The following is a 15,582-nucleotide window of genomic DNA, read 5'->3' as shown; positions in this document are numbered from 1 at the left end:
GCATACAAGATGATAATACCAGTGTTAAGTTTCGATTTGTAAGTGGCTGTTACAGCCAACAATGTTAGACTTATAGCATTGGCCAACCAACCAAGTCTGACACATGATTAACGCCCTATTATTCCGCAACCTTCTAATCATTTTCGTCCTATGTTCACTGATGGCATGCAAGCCAGCATCTGATCCTGTAGCGAATACATCTGACACACCGCCAGCTTCCCCTAAGGAAAACACATCAGAAAAGCCTGAGAAAGATATGGCGACATTGCAAGGGGAAGTGTGGTACCGGGAACGTATTATCTTACCGGACAATGTTCGTCTTGAAGTGTATCTGGAAGATGTTTCGAAGATGGATGTCGCAGCAACCGTTATTGCCAGTCAACAATATGACCGCCCCGGCACAGCACCCTGGTCGTTCGAATTGGAATATGATCGTAATCAAATAAACGCGAAAGGTCGCTATGCAATTCGTGCCAGAGTGATGGAAGAACAACGATTGCGCTTTATCAATACTCAGCGAATTGAAGCTTTTCCTACCAACGGTGGTCCGGTAAAAGTGCTTGTCCAACAAGTAGCAGCACCGGCAAGGCCATCCCAACAAGCAGATAATGAAAACAATGAAAATAGTCAGATACAGCTAAAAGACCCATCCGACCTTTCGATGTTGCCATTAACCAGCTCGCAGTGGATGCTGGAACAGATAAAAGGTAAAAAATCTGAAATAAAAGTGAGCGAGAACCAACACCATTTAAGCGTCGATGATAAGGAAAAACGCATCGCTGGCAATTCCGGATGTAACCTGTTTAATGGTTCTTATCAGTTAAAGGATGATAACATTACTATTGGTCCTTTGATGTCGACGCGCATGGCATGTCAGCAAGACATCATGCAGGCGGAGCAGGATTATCTGCAGGCATTGCAGAACGCGCGCTTTTATCAACTTAACGATACACACTTAATTCTGCTCGACCAGCAAAGGAAGGTATTACTCAAATTCAAACAACATAGTGACGCTGAATAACGCTAAGTAATGATGCTATTGAATGACTCTTTTGTATAGCGCAATAATGTATAGCGCAATAACCGAGGCTAAGCGTTGAGAGTACAACAAAACTCAAGTTGCTCGCTAACCAAGTGGCTTTTCAGCCATGATTGCCAGCAGATTGTTATCGGGATCCCGCAAAAATCCGAGCCATAGTTCATGATCGGGCATTTTCGCCGCAAGTTGCGGTTTTTGTTCAAAATCTATTTCCTGATCTCGTAATTTGTTAGCGTAGCTGTCAATATCGTCGACCTGATAATAGATCACTGAGGTATGGTGGTCCTTTTCATTGCCTTGCAGTTGAGTAAGCATGATCCGCGTATCACCCGCCTGAATAAAAGCCATTGCAGGGAGCACATCGAACAGTAAAGCAAGCCCTAACACATCACAATAAAATTGTTTTGCAACGTTAACGTCACTAACGGCTATGGCAATTTGACCGACTTTTTTGATGTTTGCCATCGGCAAGGTTCCCCTCTATAAATTCATTTACATTAACGCAAATTCCACCGCCGCCTGGCAATGCAGTTCCGTGGTATCGAGCAATGGCAATGGCGAGTCTTGTTGCTGAATAAGTAAACCAATTTCGGTACACCCCAGAACAACTGACTGTGCTCCATTCTCAGCAAGCGTTGCAATAATCTTCAGGTATTGATCTTTGGAACGGCTATTAAACTCACCTTTTACCAACTCCTGGTAAATAATATCATGCACGACCTGCCTGTCTTCGCGCGGTGGTATCAGCATCGCAATCGCATATTTTTCAATGATATGTTGTTTATAAAAATCCTGCTCCATGGTGAAGCGGGTACCGAGCAAACCAGATTTTGTATACCCTGACTTCTGTAAGTAAGCACCCGTTACGTCAGCGATATGCAGTAGTGGTATGGATATACGTTGTTGAACCTGATCGGCCACTCGGTGCATCGTGTTGGTACAAATCAATACAACATCGGCACCGGCGAATTCAAGTTTTTGTCCACATTCAGCCAGTAATTCGCCGGCTTTTTGCCAGTCACCCCGTTGCTGAAGCCATTCAATTTCAGCAAAATCAACGCTTATCATAATGATTTTAGCGCTGTGAAATCCCCCTAATCGCTGGTTTACCAAACGATTAATGCTTTCGTAATAGCTGCGAGTTGATTCCCAGCTCATCCCCCCGATAAGACCTATGGTCTTCATACGATGTCTTCCCTGCTTAGCTAATAAATTTTGGCGCTATTGCTGGCTATTCTCATTCTTATCGCGATTCTTCGCCAGTTCTTTTACCCGTTTCACAATCGCTAACAAGCCGTTGCCACGAGAAGGACTTAAATGCTGAATTAATCCCAGTTCATCAAACATCGATCCGAAGTCCAGGTTGTCAATATGTTTCGCACTGCAGCCATTAGTTATCAGCAAGATAATGTGTAACAGCCCGCGAATCACTCTGGCATCACTATCCGCCGTATATGTTAAGCTTGTCATATTTGTATCAACCATTTTTAACCAGGCATTGCTTTCGCATCCAGCAACCAGGTATTCATCAGAGCGCTCGGTTTTTGGCATTCGAGGCAGTGCTTTTCCGAGTAACATAATTTCACGATGCTTAGCATCCCAGCCTGTAGCTTGCGCGAATCTTTGTTTAAGTGCTAGCCAGTCAGGAGAATTCTCTCCGCTGTTCTCGTCCGAGCGGCTAGGTGCGTCTGCATTAACATCTTCCGCTATAGGTGCAGCGTTTGAATCGGATTGTGGCGATTCACTTTCGCCTTGTTCAGCCATATCCGAGACTAAATATTCATTAATGAATCGTACCAATATATCGACTTCCTGCGCAGAGTTATAAGGGGCAAGTGACACGCGAACCGAGCCCTCTAATTGCAGATGTTGCATAAGTGGCATTGCACAATGGTGACCGCTACGAACCGCGATCCCTTTACTGTCTAAATATGAAGCGAGATCCTGATGGTGCTGAGATTTAAGGGTAAAGCTGAAAATGGGCAAATCTGGACACTCAGCAACCAGCCATTGCAAACCCGGGATAGCAGACAGTTTTGTATAAGCATAGCTAATGAGCTTTTTCTCATGAACAAGCGCCTGTTGATAGGGTTGAGCCATTAAAAAGTCGATACACGTCCCCATTGCGATAACCGCGGTAAGGTTTGGCGTCCCGGCTTCGAATTTATGGGGAATCGCATTAAGTTGAGTATGCTCAAACGTGACCTTCTTGATCATTTCCCCGCCATACTGGTAGGCAGGCATAGATTCAAGTAGGTCTCTTCGCCCATAAAGCACCCCTAACCCTGCCGGGCCAAACATTTTATGGGCCGAAAACGCCAGAAAGTCGACATCTATTGCTTGCACATCAATGTTTAGGTGAGCTACTGTTTGCGCGGCATCAAGCACCGTAATGGCATTAACCTGTCTGGCTTTGGCAAACAAAGGCTCTATCGGGTTAACCTTGCCAATTACGTTTGAGGCGTGGTTGATACACATAAATTTGCATTTGTCCGTCACTAAAGGCAGAGATTTCGCCACATCAATTCGGCCTTTGTCATCCAAAGGCAAAATCACTAATTTGGCATTGCATTGCTTTGCCAGCTGCTGCCAGGGAACGATATTGGCATGATGCTCAGCGACGGATAGTAAAATTTCATCGCCTTTAAAGACACGTTGCGGACCAATGGTCGACGCCAATAAATTGATCGATTCGGTCGTGCCCTTAGTCCAAATAATCTGTTCACTGGCCGGGGCATTGATATAGGCTGCTACCTTGTCCCTCGAATTTTCATAACAAGTGGTGGCTTTTGCACTTAAATGATGGGCGCCACGATGCACATTTGCATTACTCTGCTCGAGTTGGTTAGCAACGGCCTGTATAACCGGCAATGGTTTTTGCGTGGTTGCAGCATTATCACAATAAATTAATGGGCAACCATTAATAACCTGCTGAAGAATGGGAAATTGTGCACGAAACTCTGGCAATGAAAATTGTGTCATATCGATGGTGTTTAAAAGCCTATTTTTGCCTGGTTTCAAATTATACCCTAACAAACAGCATTTTCTGTGTGACAAATCAGGATTTTTTACACTTTAGCCAGCAAAAAACGAGATACAGGTCTATAACTAATAGTGTAAATAAGCTAGAGACATAACAATGACGATTTTTTCCTGGTTCAATCAAAATAAAACCCAGCAAATCAGTGATTCAAACAAAACTAGCACAGGGAATCGGTTGTTGAAAGACAATCTCATACCACTTCACCATCGTGGTAAGACTATGTGGCCTGTCGCCAGAGTACGGCTGACAGAGGTAAAATCCAGTTTGAACGATACATCCCCCACTGAAACAGCGCTTGTGGAAACCGTAACGAGTATCACAGATATTTCAGAACGACTTGATGCAAATCTGGCTGACGAAAAGTACGTAATTAACGATTAGTTTTTCGTCGGTTGCGGTTGCAATACTGGCTGGTACGTGGATGTTTTCATGGCAAACTTGCCTGCATTATTGGCGTGTATTTGCTGATAAGTGCTGGACAGAGGCAGACTATTGTAACGCATCAATCCCCAGGTGTGTTCCGGTTTAAAACTTGCCCTACCCTGTTTTTCGCAGGTCTCGGCAGCAAACAAACCGACTTCACCTCGATACTTAGCCGGAGTGCCTAGTACTCGTGTACCGTTGATCATTTGGGTGATCGGCGTGGTTGGCTTAATCAAACTGGCCCAGGGCACAACCGTCAATACCTCCCGACGCGCATCTTCTTCGGATGGATATTCTGTTCTTGGGTTGTTATCGACAACAATATTTTTGGCAACTGCGCTAAATGCTTTCACCTCACATACCTGATGATTTTTAGGTAATGGATATTCATCAATAAAGCCTATCAAGTGCAGTAATTCATGTTTAACAACATCTGCGTCATCCTGCATATCCAAATACACAACCCCATGATTAACATTGGCTCGGCCAGCGTCTGACAATACGCCGATATAATCCACTGCATATTTTCTTCGATATCGAGACAACGCATTGATATCACAGACTAATCGGCCGCTAGTTGCCGCTTCACAATTTAATATCGATTGGGGAATATATTGCGGCGTAAATAAGCAGAATTCCTGCAAGAAAAACGGATCACGGTTTATGTTTTCAATCAATTCGGTTAAGCGTTGTAATTTTGACAATGAACCCGCAAAAAATTGTACGGAAGTGGCACAATCGAGTTTATTTTGATAGTCAGACTTTGCCATATTGTCCTGCTGCCAAAAATCGGCAATGGCAAACCCTCGGGCAGCCGCAATCAATTCATGCTCAGGATTTAGCTGCTCGAGCAGCCTGATGTTTTGTTGAATATCATCACCTTGCTCTAGTGCAATGGTTAATTGCAGCATTAGCGCCAAAAATAGTTCAGACTTATTATCCAGTTTAGCGATGAGCGTTTTTGCTGCCGCAAATTCCCCATCACTCATCAATGTTAACGCTTGTTTCTCGATAGCCTGAGGATACATCAAGCGAACAGCTTGCCCTAGCCAAAGCTCTGCTTGTTGGTGTTGCTTTTGTTCACGGAAATAACGAGAAAGCGCAAATGCCGTTTCGCCGTTAGTCTTAGCGTGAGCCCGGGATAAACGAAGCCATTGCCGACTTCCTAACACAAGCTCGTCAATATTGTGTTGCTGCGCTTGAGGATGGTTGAATGAATTACTAAGCTGATGCAGGAGGGAATTTTCTGGGTATTGAGATGATACCGAATTTAGAGCTGTTGCAACCCAGAATGGTTTACCGCTAATGACCAGCGCAAATGAAATTACGATAACCACAGTCATTATGACAACACGCAGGGATTTCACAGGTGGCGACTCGAACTCATTGGTTTACCGACTTAGAAAATACCAATAATTTACGCATTCAACAAGCGTAATACCAATTCCCCTAAGTGTTTTCCCACTCAGTGAAAATTTAACGACGTTTAGACAAGGCCTTGATTACCGAACTTGGTCGCTCCATTGTTAACATCAGCACGGTCATCATTATAAATTAGAGCGTATGACAAACAATGGACGTTGTTATTCCCTGTCAGTTGGCTCTTCAATCGATTCGCTGGGCTGCGCGACATTAACCTGGAGCAATTCCAATTCAAGTTTTGCATAGCGGTGCTCAATAAACTCATAAACATTGGTACTCAATGCAAGTTTGAAGTAATTGGCTGAGTTATTGGGCAATGCCATTATCTGGTTGTATTTACCCAAATAAAAGTACCCTTCGCACAAGCGGTCGGTTAGTTCTTTATTGCTGGTAACGCCAATCGTTAACTCATCAATAAATTCACCTTCACTCATTTCCCCTAAAAACAATCGCAGAATATTATTGGCCCAGCTATTGTGAGGCAAGCTATCGTAGTTATCCTGAAGATTCACTTTCGCTCGTTCAGGATCAATTTGGTATTCGACCAGATACAACCACGCCATACGATAGGGATCGAACTGCTCCTGGAGTTGAAATTTTTGAATGTCTTCGACTGCCATTTCCGGTCGACCGCCATAATACAAGGCAATACCACGGTTTAAATAGGCATATTGGTGTTGCGGATCTAATTCAATCGCAGAATCGAATGCCTCATAAGCAAGGTTGAATTCCTGCCGCTGGGTATGATGAATGCCCATAAAGTTATAAGCATCAACCAAATCAGGTTGCAGACGCAGTGCCCGTTGAAAATCGAAACTGGCCAACGAACGTAGTCCAACGCTATCAAAAATAACGCCGCGATCATAAAATAACTTTGCCCGTTGTTCTTCGGTGACTTCAACTCGTTGAATAATCTCCGATAAACGCGCTAATGCTAATTCACTTTGTGGATTAATCGCCATCGGTTCAGCGATAACCAAATTGGAAATCCCTTGAGATGAACTCGACGTTGTCGTACATCCTTGAGACAAGCCAAGCAGTGCTAACAGTACGACTGAAGTCGCACGACGCGCAATAAGATTCAAAATTTTCTAACCTGATCCATTTAACATATTCATTACATTATAAATAAAAGGGAGCTAAACAGCTCCCTTTTTTCTAACAAAATTAATTGTTTGATTTATTTACTCTTCAGAAGCAGGTGCTTCAGCAGACTTTTCTACCGCTTCTTTCATGCTCAAACGAACACGACCCTGGCGGTCAACTTCAAGCACTTTAACCGTTACTTCCTGGCCTTCACTCAAATAATCCGTAACATTATTCACGCGCTCATCAGAGATTTGTGAAATATGTACCAGACCATCTTTACCTGGAAGTACGTTAACAAACGCACCAAAATCAACGATGCGAACGACTTTACCGTTATAGATAGTACCTACTTCAATTTCCGCAGTTAATGCAGTAATACGAGCGATAGCATCTTCAGCTTGCTTGCCATCAGTGGCTGCAATCTTAACCGTACCATCGTCTTCAATTTCGATGGTCGTGCCAGTTTCTTCGGTTAATTGACGAATAGTCGCGCCACCTTTACCGATAACGTCACGGATTTTGTCCGAGTTTATCTTCATTGTGTGGATGCGAGGAGCAAACTCAGAGATATCATCGCGATGTGCATTGATAGCTTCGTCCATTACGCTAAGGATGTGAATACGCGCACCCTTGGCTTGATTAAGAGCCGTTTGCATAATGTCCTGAGTGATACCTTCAATTTTGATATCCATCTGCAATGCAGTAATACCTTTTGACGTACCCGCAACTTTAAAGTCCATATCACCTAAGTGATCTTCATCACCTAAGATGTCTGAAAGAACAACGTGGCTGTCACCTTCTTTAACTAGACCCATCGCGATACCTGCAACAGAATCTTTAATCGGAACACCAGCGTCCATCAAAGCAAGTGATGTACCACAGACAGAAGCCATAGACGATGAACCGTTTGATTCAGTAATCTCTGAAACAACACGCACAGAATATGGGAATTCTTCAATGGTAGGCATTACCGCAAGGATACCGCGTTTTGCCAAACGACCGTGACCGATTTCACGACGCTTCGGAGAACCGATAAAACCTGTTTCACCCACACAATATGGAGGGAAGTTGTAATGCAACATGAAGTTGTCTGTCTTCTCACCAAGAATGGTTTCTACACGCTGAGCATCACGCTGTGTACCTAAAGTCGCAGTCACTAATGCCTGAGTTTCACCACGGGTGAATACTGCAGAGCCGTGAGTACGAGGTAAGACACCAGTCATTACATCAAGCGCACGGATCATTTCTGGATCGCGGCCATCAATACGAGGAGCACCAGATGTGATTCGCTCACGAACGATTTTTTTCTCTAAATCGTGTAACAGATCTTTTGCATCGCCCTGGTCCAGCTCTTCGCCTTCCGCAAGGTCAGCAGTCAGTTGCTCAATAACTTTAGATTTGATTTCGCCAATCGCTTCATAGCGTTTCGCTTTTTCAGTGATCTGATAAGCTTCGGTAATGTCCGCAGACGCCAATTCAGCAATCTTAGCAACAAGCGCTTCATTTTTCGCTGGCGCTTGCCATTCCCAAGATGGGGTATTTACTTCGGCAGCAAACTCTTTGATCGCATTGATCGCAGTCTGAGATTGCTCATGACCGTATACCACGGCGCCTAACATCACTTCTTCAGATAATACTTCGGCTTCGGATTCAACCATCAGTACTGCTGACTCTGTACCGGCAACAACTAAGTCCAGTTTACTCTCAGCAAGTTCAGCCTGAAGTGGGTTTAATACGTATTTGTCGTTGATATAACCAACGCGAGCCGCACCAATTGGACCACTGAATGGAATGCCAGAAATTGCTAACGCTGCTGAAGTACCTAACAAAGAGATAATATCAGGGGCGATTTCAGGGTTGGCAGAGACCACGGTAATAATAACCTGAACTTCGTTTGTGAAACCTTCAGGAAATAATGGGCGGATTGGACGGTCGATTAGACGAGCCGTTAACGTTTCTTCTTCCGAAGGACGACCTTCACGTTTGAAGAAACCACCAGGGATTTTACCCGCGGCGTAAGTTTTTTCTTGATAGTTAACCGTTAATGGGAAAAAGTCCTGGCCAGGTACGGCTTCTTTTTTACCAACAACAGATACTAGTACGCTCGTATCATCCATGCTTGCCATGACAGCTGCGGTTGCTTGACGAGCAATAACTCCAGTTTCCAGAGTTACTTTATGCTGTCCGAATTCAAATGTTTTAGTAATCGGAGTCACTTTCTTTTCCTTATCTTTTAATACCATCTGGTATTAGGTCTGTATTTTCATATATTAATTCGAGGCTAATTATACGCACTTAAATTGTGAATGCCAGCAAAACAAAATGATGGGACAAACCCGGTTTAGGAATTGCGAGTCAGATTTTTTGTCGAGTGCCAAAATGACAAATAATCTGACCAAAACCACAGGTTCGAGCACCTGATGCAATGCGCATTGTGAATGACCGGTTCAACTTAAATTGAGTTTCTGGAATTTTAACAACCGTCTAAAAATCCCTTAGGTGCTCAGATGTTGTTTAAAGAAGTCCACGGTTCTTTGCCAGGCGAGTTCTGCCGAACCTTCATCATAACGAGAGGTAGAATCATTATGAAAGCCATGATTGGCGCCCTTGTACATATGCATTTTATAATCCACGTCATATAGTTTTAGGTCTTCTTCATATTCCGGCCAGCTAGCATTGACGCGCTTATCTAGCTCCGCCAGTTGGATCTGCATTGGCGCTTTAATGTTTTTACGAAGTTCCCGAAGTGCAGGTGTGCCGTAAAATGGCACGCCCGCATTTAACGCATCCCCCATTGTCGCGGCTAACATATTGACGATGTAGCCACCAAAACAAAAGCCCACTGCGCCAAGCTTACCGTTGCTCGACGGGTGGTTCTTTAAGAAGTTTGCTGCAGCGATAAAATCCTGTTCGATTTTAGCTCGATCCATGGAACGTTGCATGGTCCGGCCTTCATCATCATTGCCCGGATAGCCCCCAAGAGGATAAAGCGCATCAGGCGCCAACGCGATGAAGCCTGCCTTTGCCAGGCGACGTGCTACATCCTTGACATACGGGTTAAGACCACGGTTCTCATGAATCACCAGAACAACAGGCGCCTTACCGTCAAGATTACTTGGCGTAACTAAATAGCCCTGCCCTTCACCATGTCCCTGTGGCGATGAAAATTTGGCATAGGTTGCTTTAATATCCGAATCATTAAAAGAGACTTGTTCCGCCTTTGCATAATTTGGCAGTAAAGAAGATGTCAATACACTCATCGTTAAGCCAGCGACCGCAAGACCCGACAATCGGGTAAGAAAGGTGCGACGGTCGATTAACCCGTGCGCGTATTCGTCGTACCAGTCAAACGCTTCCTGAGGAATTTTATGCGGCTGCATTGATTCTGAATGTTTATTTTTTTGAGTTTCCATGTCGCTACCTTAATGAGTTTTTCGCATCGATACGTGAAGTTTGTGACGAGGATCATCCTTAACTCGGCCTGGAGCCGTTAGTAATATTCATTAATATAGAATGACTATATCAATAAAATCTATGTTGTAACTGAACCTCCGCCCTAACTCTGAGCTGTGCACAAACTTAATGTGATTGGTATAAGTTGTTCACGAGTTAAAAGTTTTTTAAAAATATACTATTGCACGCTGTTTTAACAAGTGCAATTTTACTGCGCACCATTGAGGCGTAAACGGGCAAAATCTAAACGATGAATTTGCTAGGAGGTTTTCAGGAGTTTTAAGAGGTTGCCGGCATAAAGCGGCGAGAAAAATGACTAACGTACTTGTAATGACGATCTTTTGATTCGCACGTTGTTAATGGCCTTATTGAAACGTTAAACCATTAAAAACAAAAAAGGCCGCAACAGCGACCTTTTTGCAAGTTCAAAGAACTTATTCTTAGCGACGTAGACCTAAACGAGCGATAAGATCGCTGTAACGAGCTACGTTTTTACCTTTAAGGTAGTCAAGAAGCTTACGACGCTGGCTAACCATGCGAAGTAGACCACGACGAGAATGGTGATCGTGGATGTGCTCTTTAAAGTGACCTTGAAGGTGGTTAATTTGTGTAGTAAGTAAAGCAACTTGTACTTCTGGTGAACCAGTATCACCTTCAGATTGACCAAATTCTTTAACGATTTCAGCTTTTTGTTGTGCCGTTAGCGACATAATAAACTCCAAATAAACTTAGCCAGACCGATCACTAATTCAGTCCGACTGACAAAAGAGGCGGTATTCTAACAAGATTTACCGCCAGTGCAAGTAAATAATCCCCATTCCCGCATAATTTAGCTTACATAGACGTAGAGCAAGATGACAATGCAAGGGCATGTTGTCTGAGACTAAAATGCTTTTATCTTATTAGCTGTCCTGATCATGCTCGACAACCAAACGCTTCGGCGCCAACAAGCCATCATTATTTAATTGACCAACACCAATAAAACGATTTTCTTCTTCAATGACAATTTTCATTAAACCTGACTCGTTCAATCCTGGTACAAGTACCGGATTGCCATGGCGCAGGTAACCGGCCATTTCCTTATCAACATTAGCCATTGGCAGTTCAGTAACGGCAGTATCCATAGGTAACAACAATGGTTCGAGAACGGTTGAAGGACTTATGTCTTTTTCTTTAGCATCCGCCAATAACTGTTCTAATGTTTCCAACGTCACCATTTTGTCTCTTGGATAATGACCAACCGAAACCCGGCGTAGCATGCTCACATGAGCACCACAACCTAATCGCTCACCGAGATCATCGACGATAGTACGGATATAGGTGCCTTTAGAAACGTGAATTTCCATATCCACTTCATCACCTTCAAAACGCAATACATCGAGTCGAAACACGGTAATATCCCGTGCTTCTCTTTCCACTTCAATGCCTTCCCGCGCATATTTATACAAAGGTTGTCCCTTGTATTTCAATGCCGAGTACATCGAAGGTACCTGTTTGGTGGTGCCCCGAAAATAATCCAAAGCTTGTGCCAATTGAATTTCACTGACATTTACCGGCTTTTCAGAAACCACATCCCCATCGGCATCGGACGTCGTTGTTCGAATCCCAAGCTTTGCGGTCACAATATAAGTCTTATCGGTATCCAGAAGAAACTGTGAAAACTTAGTCGCTTCACCGAAACAAATAGGCAACATTCCCGTTGCTAAAGGATCTAGTGCCCCCGTATGCCCTGCTTTATTTGCAAAATAGATACGTTTTGCCGCTTGCAATGCATGGTTTGAGGACATGTCATAAGGTTTGTCGAGTAGCAATACGCCATCGACCTGACGACCTTTTCTACGTCTTGCCATTGAACTTAGTCCTGCTTATCTATGCTTGGCTCATCTTCGCTATCGCTGTTCTCACCGGCACGACGTTTGTCTTCCGACACGGCTTTGTCTACCAGCGTACTCATCCGCACACCTTCAACTAGCGACTTGTCATATTCAAACCGTATCTGCGGCATGATGCGAGCACGCAGACGCTTGGCAAGCAATGAACGCACATAACCAGCAGCATCCGCCACGACTTTCATTGCAGTATCGATTTGTTCCTGGTCATCATTGAAGAAGGTCACAAACACTTTTGCATAAGCCAGATCGCGGGTAACTTCAACCCCTGACACCGTCATCATTGATAAACGAGGATCTTTAATTTCGCGCTGCAAAATCGTCGCAACTTCTTTTTGTATTTGTTGAGCAACCCGATCAGTACGGGCATATTCTCTCGCCATGAGAATCTCCATTAGGTATCTGCAACTGCTGGCCACCGGCCGTGCCGCAGAGAATTTTATCTATAAAAAATGGGAGCTAAGCCCCCATTTTTTTATCATACCAATTCCATAAAGTAGCATTAACCTTGTTATGTCATGCTACCCGGTAAAAAATCGTTATTGAAACTGGTATCCAAGTGGAAGCAGCATTACAGAGTACGTTGAATTTCAACCGTCTCAAATACTTCGATTTGATCACCAACTTTAACGTCATTATAGTTCTTAACACCGATACCACACTCGGTACCGTTGCGAACTTCTGGTACGTCATCTTTAAAGCGACGTAGTGATTCCAGTTCACCTTCATAGATTACCACGTTTTCACGAAGTACACGGATTGGCGCACTACGTTTAACGATACCTTCGGTAACCATACAACCGGCAATCGCGCCAATTTTCGGTGATTTGAATACATCACGAACGTCAGCAATACCGATGATTTCCTGTTTAAATTCAGGCGCCAACAAACCGCTCATGGCTTGTTTCACTTCATCGATAAGTTGATAGATAACGCTGTAATAACGTAAGTCCAGATTTTCAGCTTCAATCACTTTACGCGCAGATGCATCGGCACGTACGTTAAAACCAACCACAATTGCGTTTGATGCTGCAGCAAGTGAGGCATCAGTTTCAGTGATACCACCAACACCTGAGCCTACAATCTTAACCTTAACTTCGTCAGTTGAAAGTTTTACGAGTGAATCAGAAATCGCTTCTAATGAACCCTGTACATCCGATTTAAGAACAATGTTTACTTCAGAGACATCGCCTTCAGCCATATCGGTAAACATGTTTTCAAGTTTCGCTTTTTGCTGGCGAGCCAGCTTAACATCACGGAACTTACCTTGACGATACAGAGCTACTTCGCGGGCTTTACGCTCATCTTTTACAACCGTGGCCTCATCGCCAGATTGTGGAACGCCACTTAATCCTAAAATTTCAACAGGGATAGAAGGACCGGCTTCTGTGATTGAACGACCTAGTTCATCACGCATCGCACGAACACGACCGTATTCCAGACCACAAAGTACGATATCACCCTGTTTTAAGGTACCTTCCTGAACAAGAACCGTTGCTACCGGACCGCGACCTTTATCAAGTTTTGATTCGATAACGACACCGTTTGCCATCTTATCGACAACCGCTGTAAGCTCAAGGACTTCAGATTGTAGTAATACTGAATCCAATAGTTCATCAATACCCGTACCCGATTTCGCAGATACGTGAACAAACTGTACATCACCGCCCCAGTCTTCTGGGATAACATTGTGTTGGGATAGCTCGTTCTTAACACGATCAGGATCCGCGGTTTCTTTATCCATCTTGTTAACAGCGATGATAATTGGTACCTCAGCAGCGCGAGCATGCTGAATCGCTTCGACCGTTTGTGGCATTACGCCATCATCGGCTGCGACAACGATAATTACGATATCTGTAGCTTTCGCACCACGTGAACGCATTGAGGTAAACGCCGCATGACCCGGAGTATCCAGGAATGTGATCATCCCGTGACCCGTTTCAACGTGGTACGCACCAATGTGCTGGGTAATACCGCCGGCTTCGCCTGCAGCAACCTTAGCTTCACGGATATAATCAAGTAATGAGGTTTTACCGTGGTCAACATGACCCATGATAGTAACCACCGGCGCACGACTCACGGACTCACCTTCAGCACCACGATCTTCAAGAACCTGCTCTTCCAGTGCATTTTCTTTCACAAGTACTGCTGTGTGGCCCATTTCTTCAACCACTAATTGCGCAGTTTCCTGATCAATAACCTGGTTAATGGTTGCCATGGCACCCATTTTGAACATGGTTTTTACGACTTCAGCGCCTTTGATTGCCATCTTATCGGCAAGTTCAGCAACCGAGATAGTTTCACCAATGCGAATTTCACGTTCAACCGCTTTTGCCGGTTTTTGGAAACCGTGCTGTAACGAAGTCGGTGCATTTAATGTACCTTTACGACCTCTGTTTTGACGACCTTTCGCACCTTGGTCTTTCGCTTTTTTCTTACGACGACGGCGTCCACCACCTTCATCTTCACGATCAACAGTATCTTCGGCTTCTTGTGCATAAACAGAAGAAGTTACGTGAACCACTTCCTGTTCTTTGCGTTTACGTTCGGCTTCCTGCTCTTTCCAACGGGCTTCATTTTCTTCTGCCAGTTTGGCCGCAGCTTCTGCTGATTTACGAGCTTCTTCTTCCGCTTTCGCTTTCGCTTCCGCTTCTTGCGCTAAACGAATACGTTTCTCTTCTTCGTTTTCCTGCTTCTCAACAACCGGCTCTTTGGCTTTTTCCTGTGCTTGAGCTTGTGCACGAGCTTTGGCTTCTGCATCGGCTTTCGCTTTTGCTTCGGCTTTCACCTTCGCTTCTTCAGCAGCTTTGGCTCTCGCCTCTGCTTCAGCTTTTGCTTTGGCTTCCGCTTCAGCTTTCGCCTGAGCTTCTGCTTCGGCTTTTGCCTTGGCTTCAGCTTCTGCCTGAGCTTTTAATTCCAAGTCACTCGCCTTCACATAGGTGCGTTTTTTACGAACTTCAACCTGGACTTGTTTCGCCTTGCTACCTGAGCCGGTAGTAATGGTCGATTTTGTCTTTCGGTTAAGCGTCATACGCGAAGGTTTATTGCTTGTCGTGTCACCGTGCTGTTTCTTCAAGTGATCTAACAAGGTTTCTTTTTCCTTCTCAGTCACACTGTCACTGGCACCTTTTTTAATGCCAGCGTCGGCCAACTGTTGCAGCAATTTTGCTTCATCAGTGCCTATATCTTTAGCAAGTTGATTTACGGTTACATCTGTCATCTAA

Annotated in this window: 13 protein-coding genes; 2 read left to right on the top strand and 11 right to left on the bottom strand. The window is 44.3% G+C overall.

The annotated features are described in order from the left end of the window. Nucleotides 1–103: 103 nt before the first annotated feature. On the top strand, nt 104–1,021 hold the full coding sequence (locus tag ACHUFQ_RS06735) for an META domain-containing protein (RefSeq protein WP_394174155.1): 918 nt from the start codon (nt 104–106) through the stop codon (nt 1,019–1,021). A 105-nt stretch (nt 1,022–1,126) separates the two neighbouring features. Here the strand turns inward: ACHUFQ_RS06735 and ACHUFQ_RS06730 are convergent, their stop codons facing one another. Genes ACHUFQ_RS06730 through ACHUFQ_RS06720 form a run of 3 tightly spaced genes read right to left on the bottom strand, consistent with a single transcriptional unit; the run spans nt 1,127 to nt 4,021 of the window. Beyond that, a complete protein-coding gene (locus tag ACHUFQ_RS06730) occupies nt 1,127–1,504 on the bottom strand; it encodes a VOC family protein (RefSeq protein WP_394174153.1) in 378 nt (125 codons plus the stop codon). A gap of 27 nt (nt 1,505–1,531) precedes the next feature. Beyond that, nucleotides 1,532–2,224, bottom strand: coding sequence for an aspartate/glutamate racemase family protein (locus ACHUFQ_RS06725; RefSeq protein WP_394174152.1), 693 nt, complete (start codon nt 2,222–2,224; stop codon nt 1,532–1,534). Nucleotides 2,225–2,260: 36 nt separating this feature from the next. Then, on the bottom strand, nt 2,261–4,021 hold the full coding sequence (locus tag ACHUFQ_RS06720) for a SufS family cysteine desulfurase (RefSeq protein ID WP_394174151.1): 1,761 nt from the start codon (nt 4,019–4,021) through the stop codon (nt 2,261–2,263). 157 nt (nt 4,022–4,178) lie between these two features. Here ACHUFQ_RS06720 and ACHUFQ_RS06715 point away from each other — a divergent pair, with 157 nt between their 5' ends. Next, nucleotides 4,179–4,463, top strand: coding sequence for a hypothetical protein (locus ACHUFQ_RS06715; protein WP_394174149.1), 285 nt, complete (start codon nt 4,179–4,181; stop codon nt 4,461–4,463). Here the strand turns inward: ACHUFQ_RS06715 and ACHUFQ_RS06710 are convergent. From ACHUFQ_RS06710 to infB, 8 genes are all read right to left on the bottom strand, one after another. Beyond that, nucleotides 4,460–5,848 (bottom strand): tetratricopeptide repeat protein, encoded by a 1,389-nt coding sequence (locus ACHUFQ_RS06710; RefSeq protein ID WP_394174147.1) that lies wholly within the window; start codon nt 5,846–5,848, stop codon nt 4,460–4,462. The two genes, ACHUFQ_RS06715 and ACHUFQ_RS06710, sit on opposite strands and share 4 nt — an antisense overlap. A 240-nt stretch (nt 5,849–6,088) precedes the next feature. After that, a complete protein-coding gene (gene nlpI, locus ACHUFQ_RS06705; protein ID WP_394174145.1) occupies nt 6,089–7,012 on the bottom strand; it encodes a lipoprotein NlpI in 924 nt (307 codons plus the stop codon). Nucleotides 7,013–7,111: 99 nt separating this feature from the next. Beyond that, nucleotides 7,112–9,232, bottom strand: a complete 2,121-nt coding sequence (pnp, locus tag ACHUFQ_RS06700; RefSeq protein ID WP_394174144.1) for a polyribonucleotide nucleotidyltransferase — start codon at nt 9,230–9,232, stop codon at nt 7,112–7,114. A gap of 279 nt (nt 9,233–9,511) precedes the next feature. Beyond that, nucleotides 9,512–10,429 (bottom strand): dienelactone hydrolase family protein, encoded by a 918-nt coding sequence (locus ACHUFQ_RS06695; RefSeq protein ID WP_394174142.1) that lies wholly within the window; start codon nt 10,427–10,429, stop codon nt 9,512–9,514. A 480-nt stretch (nt 10,430–10,909) separates the two neighbouring features. Further along, nucleotides 10,910–11,179 (bottom strand): 30S ribosomal protein S15, encoded by a 270-nt coding sequence (gene rpsO / locus ACHUFQ_RS06690; RefSeq protein WP_138319238.1) that lies wholly within the window; start codon nt 11,177–11,179, stop codon nt 10,910–10,912. Between the two features lie 192 nt (nt 11,180–11,371). Then, nucleotides 11,372–12,319, bottom strand: coding sequence for a tRNA pseudouridine(55) synthase TruB (gene truB, locus ACHUFQ_RS06685; protein WP_394174140.1), 948 nt, complete (start codon nt 12,317–12,319; stop codon nt 11,372–11,374). 5 nt (nt 12,320–12,324) lie between these two features. Further along, the gene (rbfA, locus tag ACHUFQ_RS06680) at nt 12,325–12,741 is read right to left on the bottom strand and encodes a 30S ribosome-binding factor RbfA (RefSeq protein WP_394174138.1); all 417 of its coding nucleotides are present in this window, start codon (nt 12,739–12,741) and stop codon (nt 12,325–12,327) included. 188 nt (nt 12,742–12,929) lie between these two features. Next, entirely contained in the window at nt 12,930–15,578 is a 2,649-nt protein-coding gene (infB, locus tag ACHUFQ_RS06675) for a translation initiation factor IF-2 (RefSeq protein ID WP_394174137.1), read from the bottom strand. Nucleotides 15,579–15,582: the final 4 nt, after the last annotated feature.

The organism is Thalassotalea litorea (assembly GCF_043642205.1).
GTDB classification, from domain to species: domain Bacteria; phylum Pseudomonadota; class Gammaproteobacteria; order Enterobacterales; family Alteromonadaceae; genus Thalassotalea_A; species Thalassotalea_A litorea.
This window is presented reverse-complemented; position numbering and strand designations above follow the sequence as displayed.

Coding starts and splice junctions, on each gene's coding strand:
- ACHUFQ_RS06735 (WP_394174155.1), top strand. CDS start 104: ATGATTAACGCCCTATTATTCCGCAACCTTCTAATCATTTTCGTCCTA.
- ACHUFQ_RS06730 (WP_394174153.1), bottom strand. CDS start 1,504: ATGGCAAACATCAAAAAAGTCGGTCAAATTGCCATAGCCGTTAGTGAC.
- ACHUFQ_RS06725 (WP_394174152.1), bottom strand. CDS start 2,224: ATGAAGACCATAGGTCTTATCGGGGGGATGAGCTGGGAATCAACTCGC.
- ACHUFQ_RS06720 (WP_394174151.1), bottom strand. CDS start 4,021: ATGACACAATTTTCATTGCCAGAGTTTCGTGCACAATTTCCCATTCTT.
- ACHUFQ_RS06715 (WP_394174149.1), top strand. CDS start 4,179: ATGACGATTTTTTCCTGGTTCAATCAAAATAAAACCCAGCAAATCAGT.
- ACHUFQ_RS06710 (WP_394174147.1), bottom strand. CDS start 5,848: ATGACTGTGGTTATCGTAATTTCATTTGCGCTGGTCATTAGCGGTAAA.
- ACHUFQ_RS06695 (WP_394174142.1), bottom strand. CDS start 10,429: ATGGAAACTCAAAAAAATAAACATTCAGAATCAATGCAGCCGCATAAA.
- rpsO (WP_138319238.1), bottom strand. CDS start 11,179: ATGTCGCTAACGGCACAACAAAAAGCTGAAATCGTTAAAGAATTTGGT.
- truB (WP_394174140.1), bottom strand. CDS start 12,319: ATGGCAAGACGTAGAAAAGGTCGTCAGGTCGATGGCGTATTGCTACTC.
- rbfA (WP_394174138.1), bottom strand. CDS start 12,741: ATGGCGAGAGAATATGCCCGTACTGATCGGGTTGCTCAACAAATACAA.
- infB (WP_394174137.1), bottom strand. CDS start 15,578: ATGACAGATGTAACCGTAAATCAACTTGCTAAAGATATAGGCACTGAT.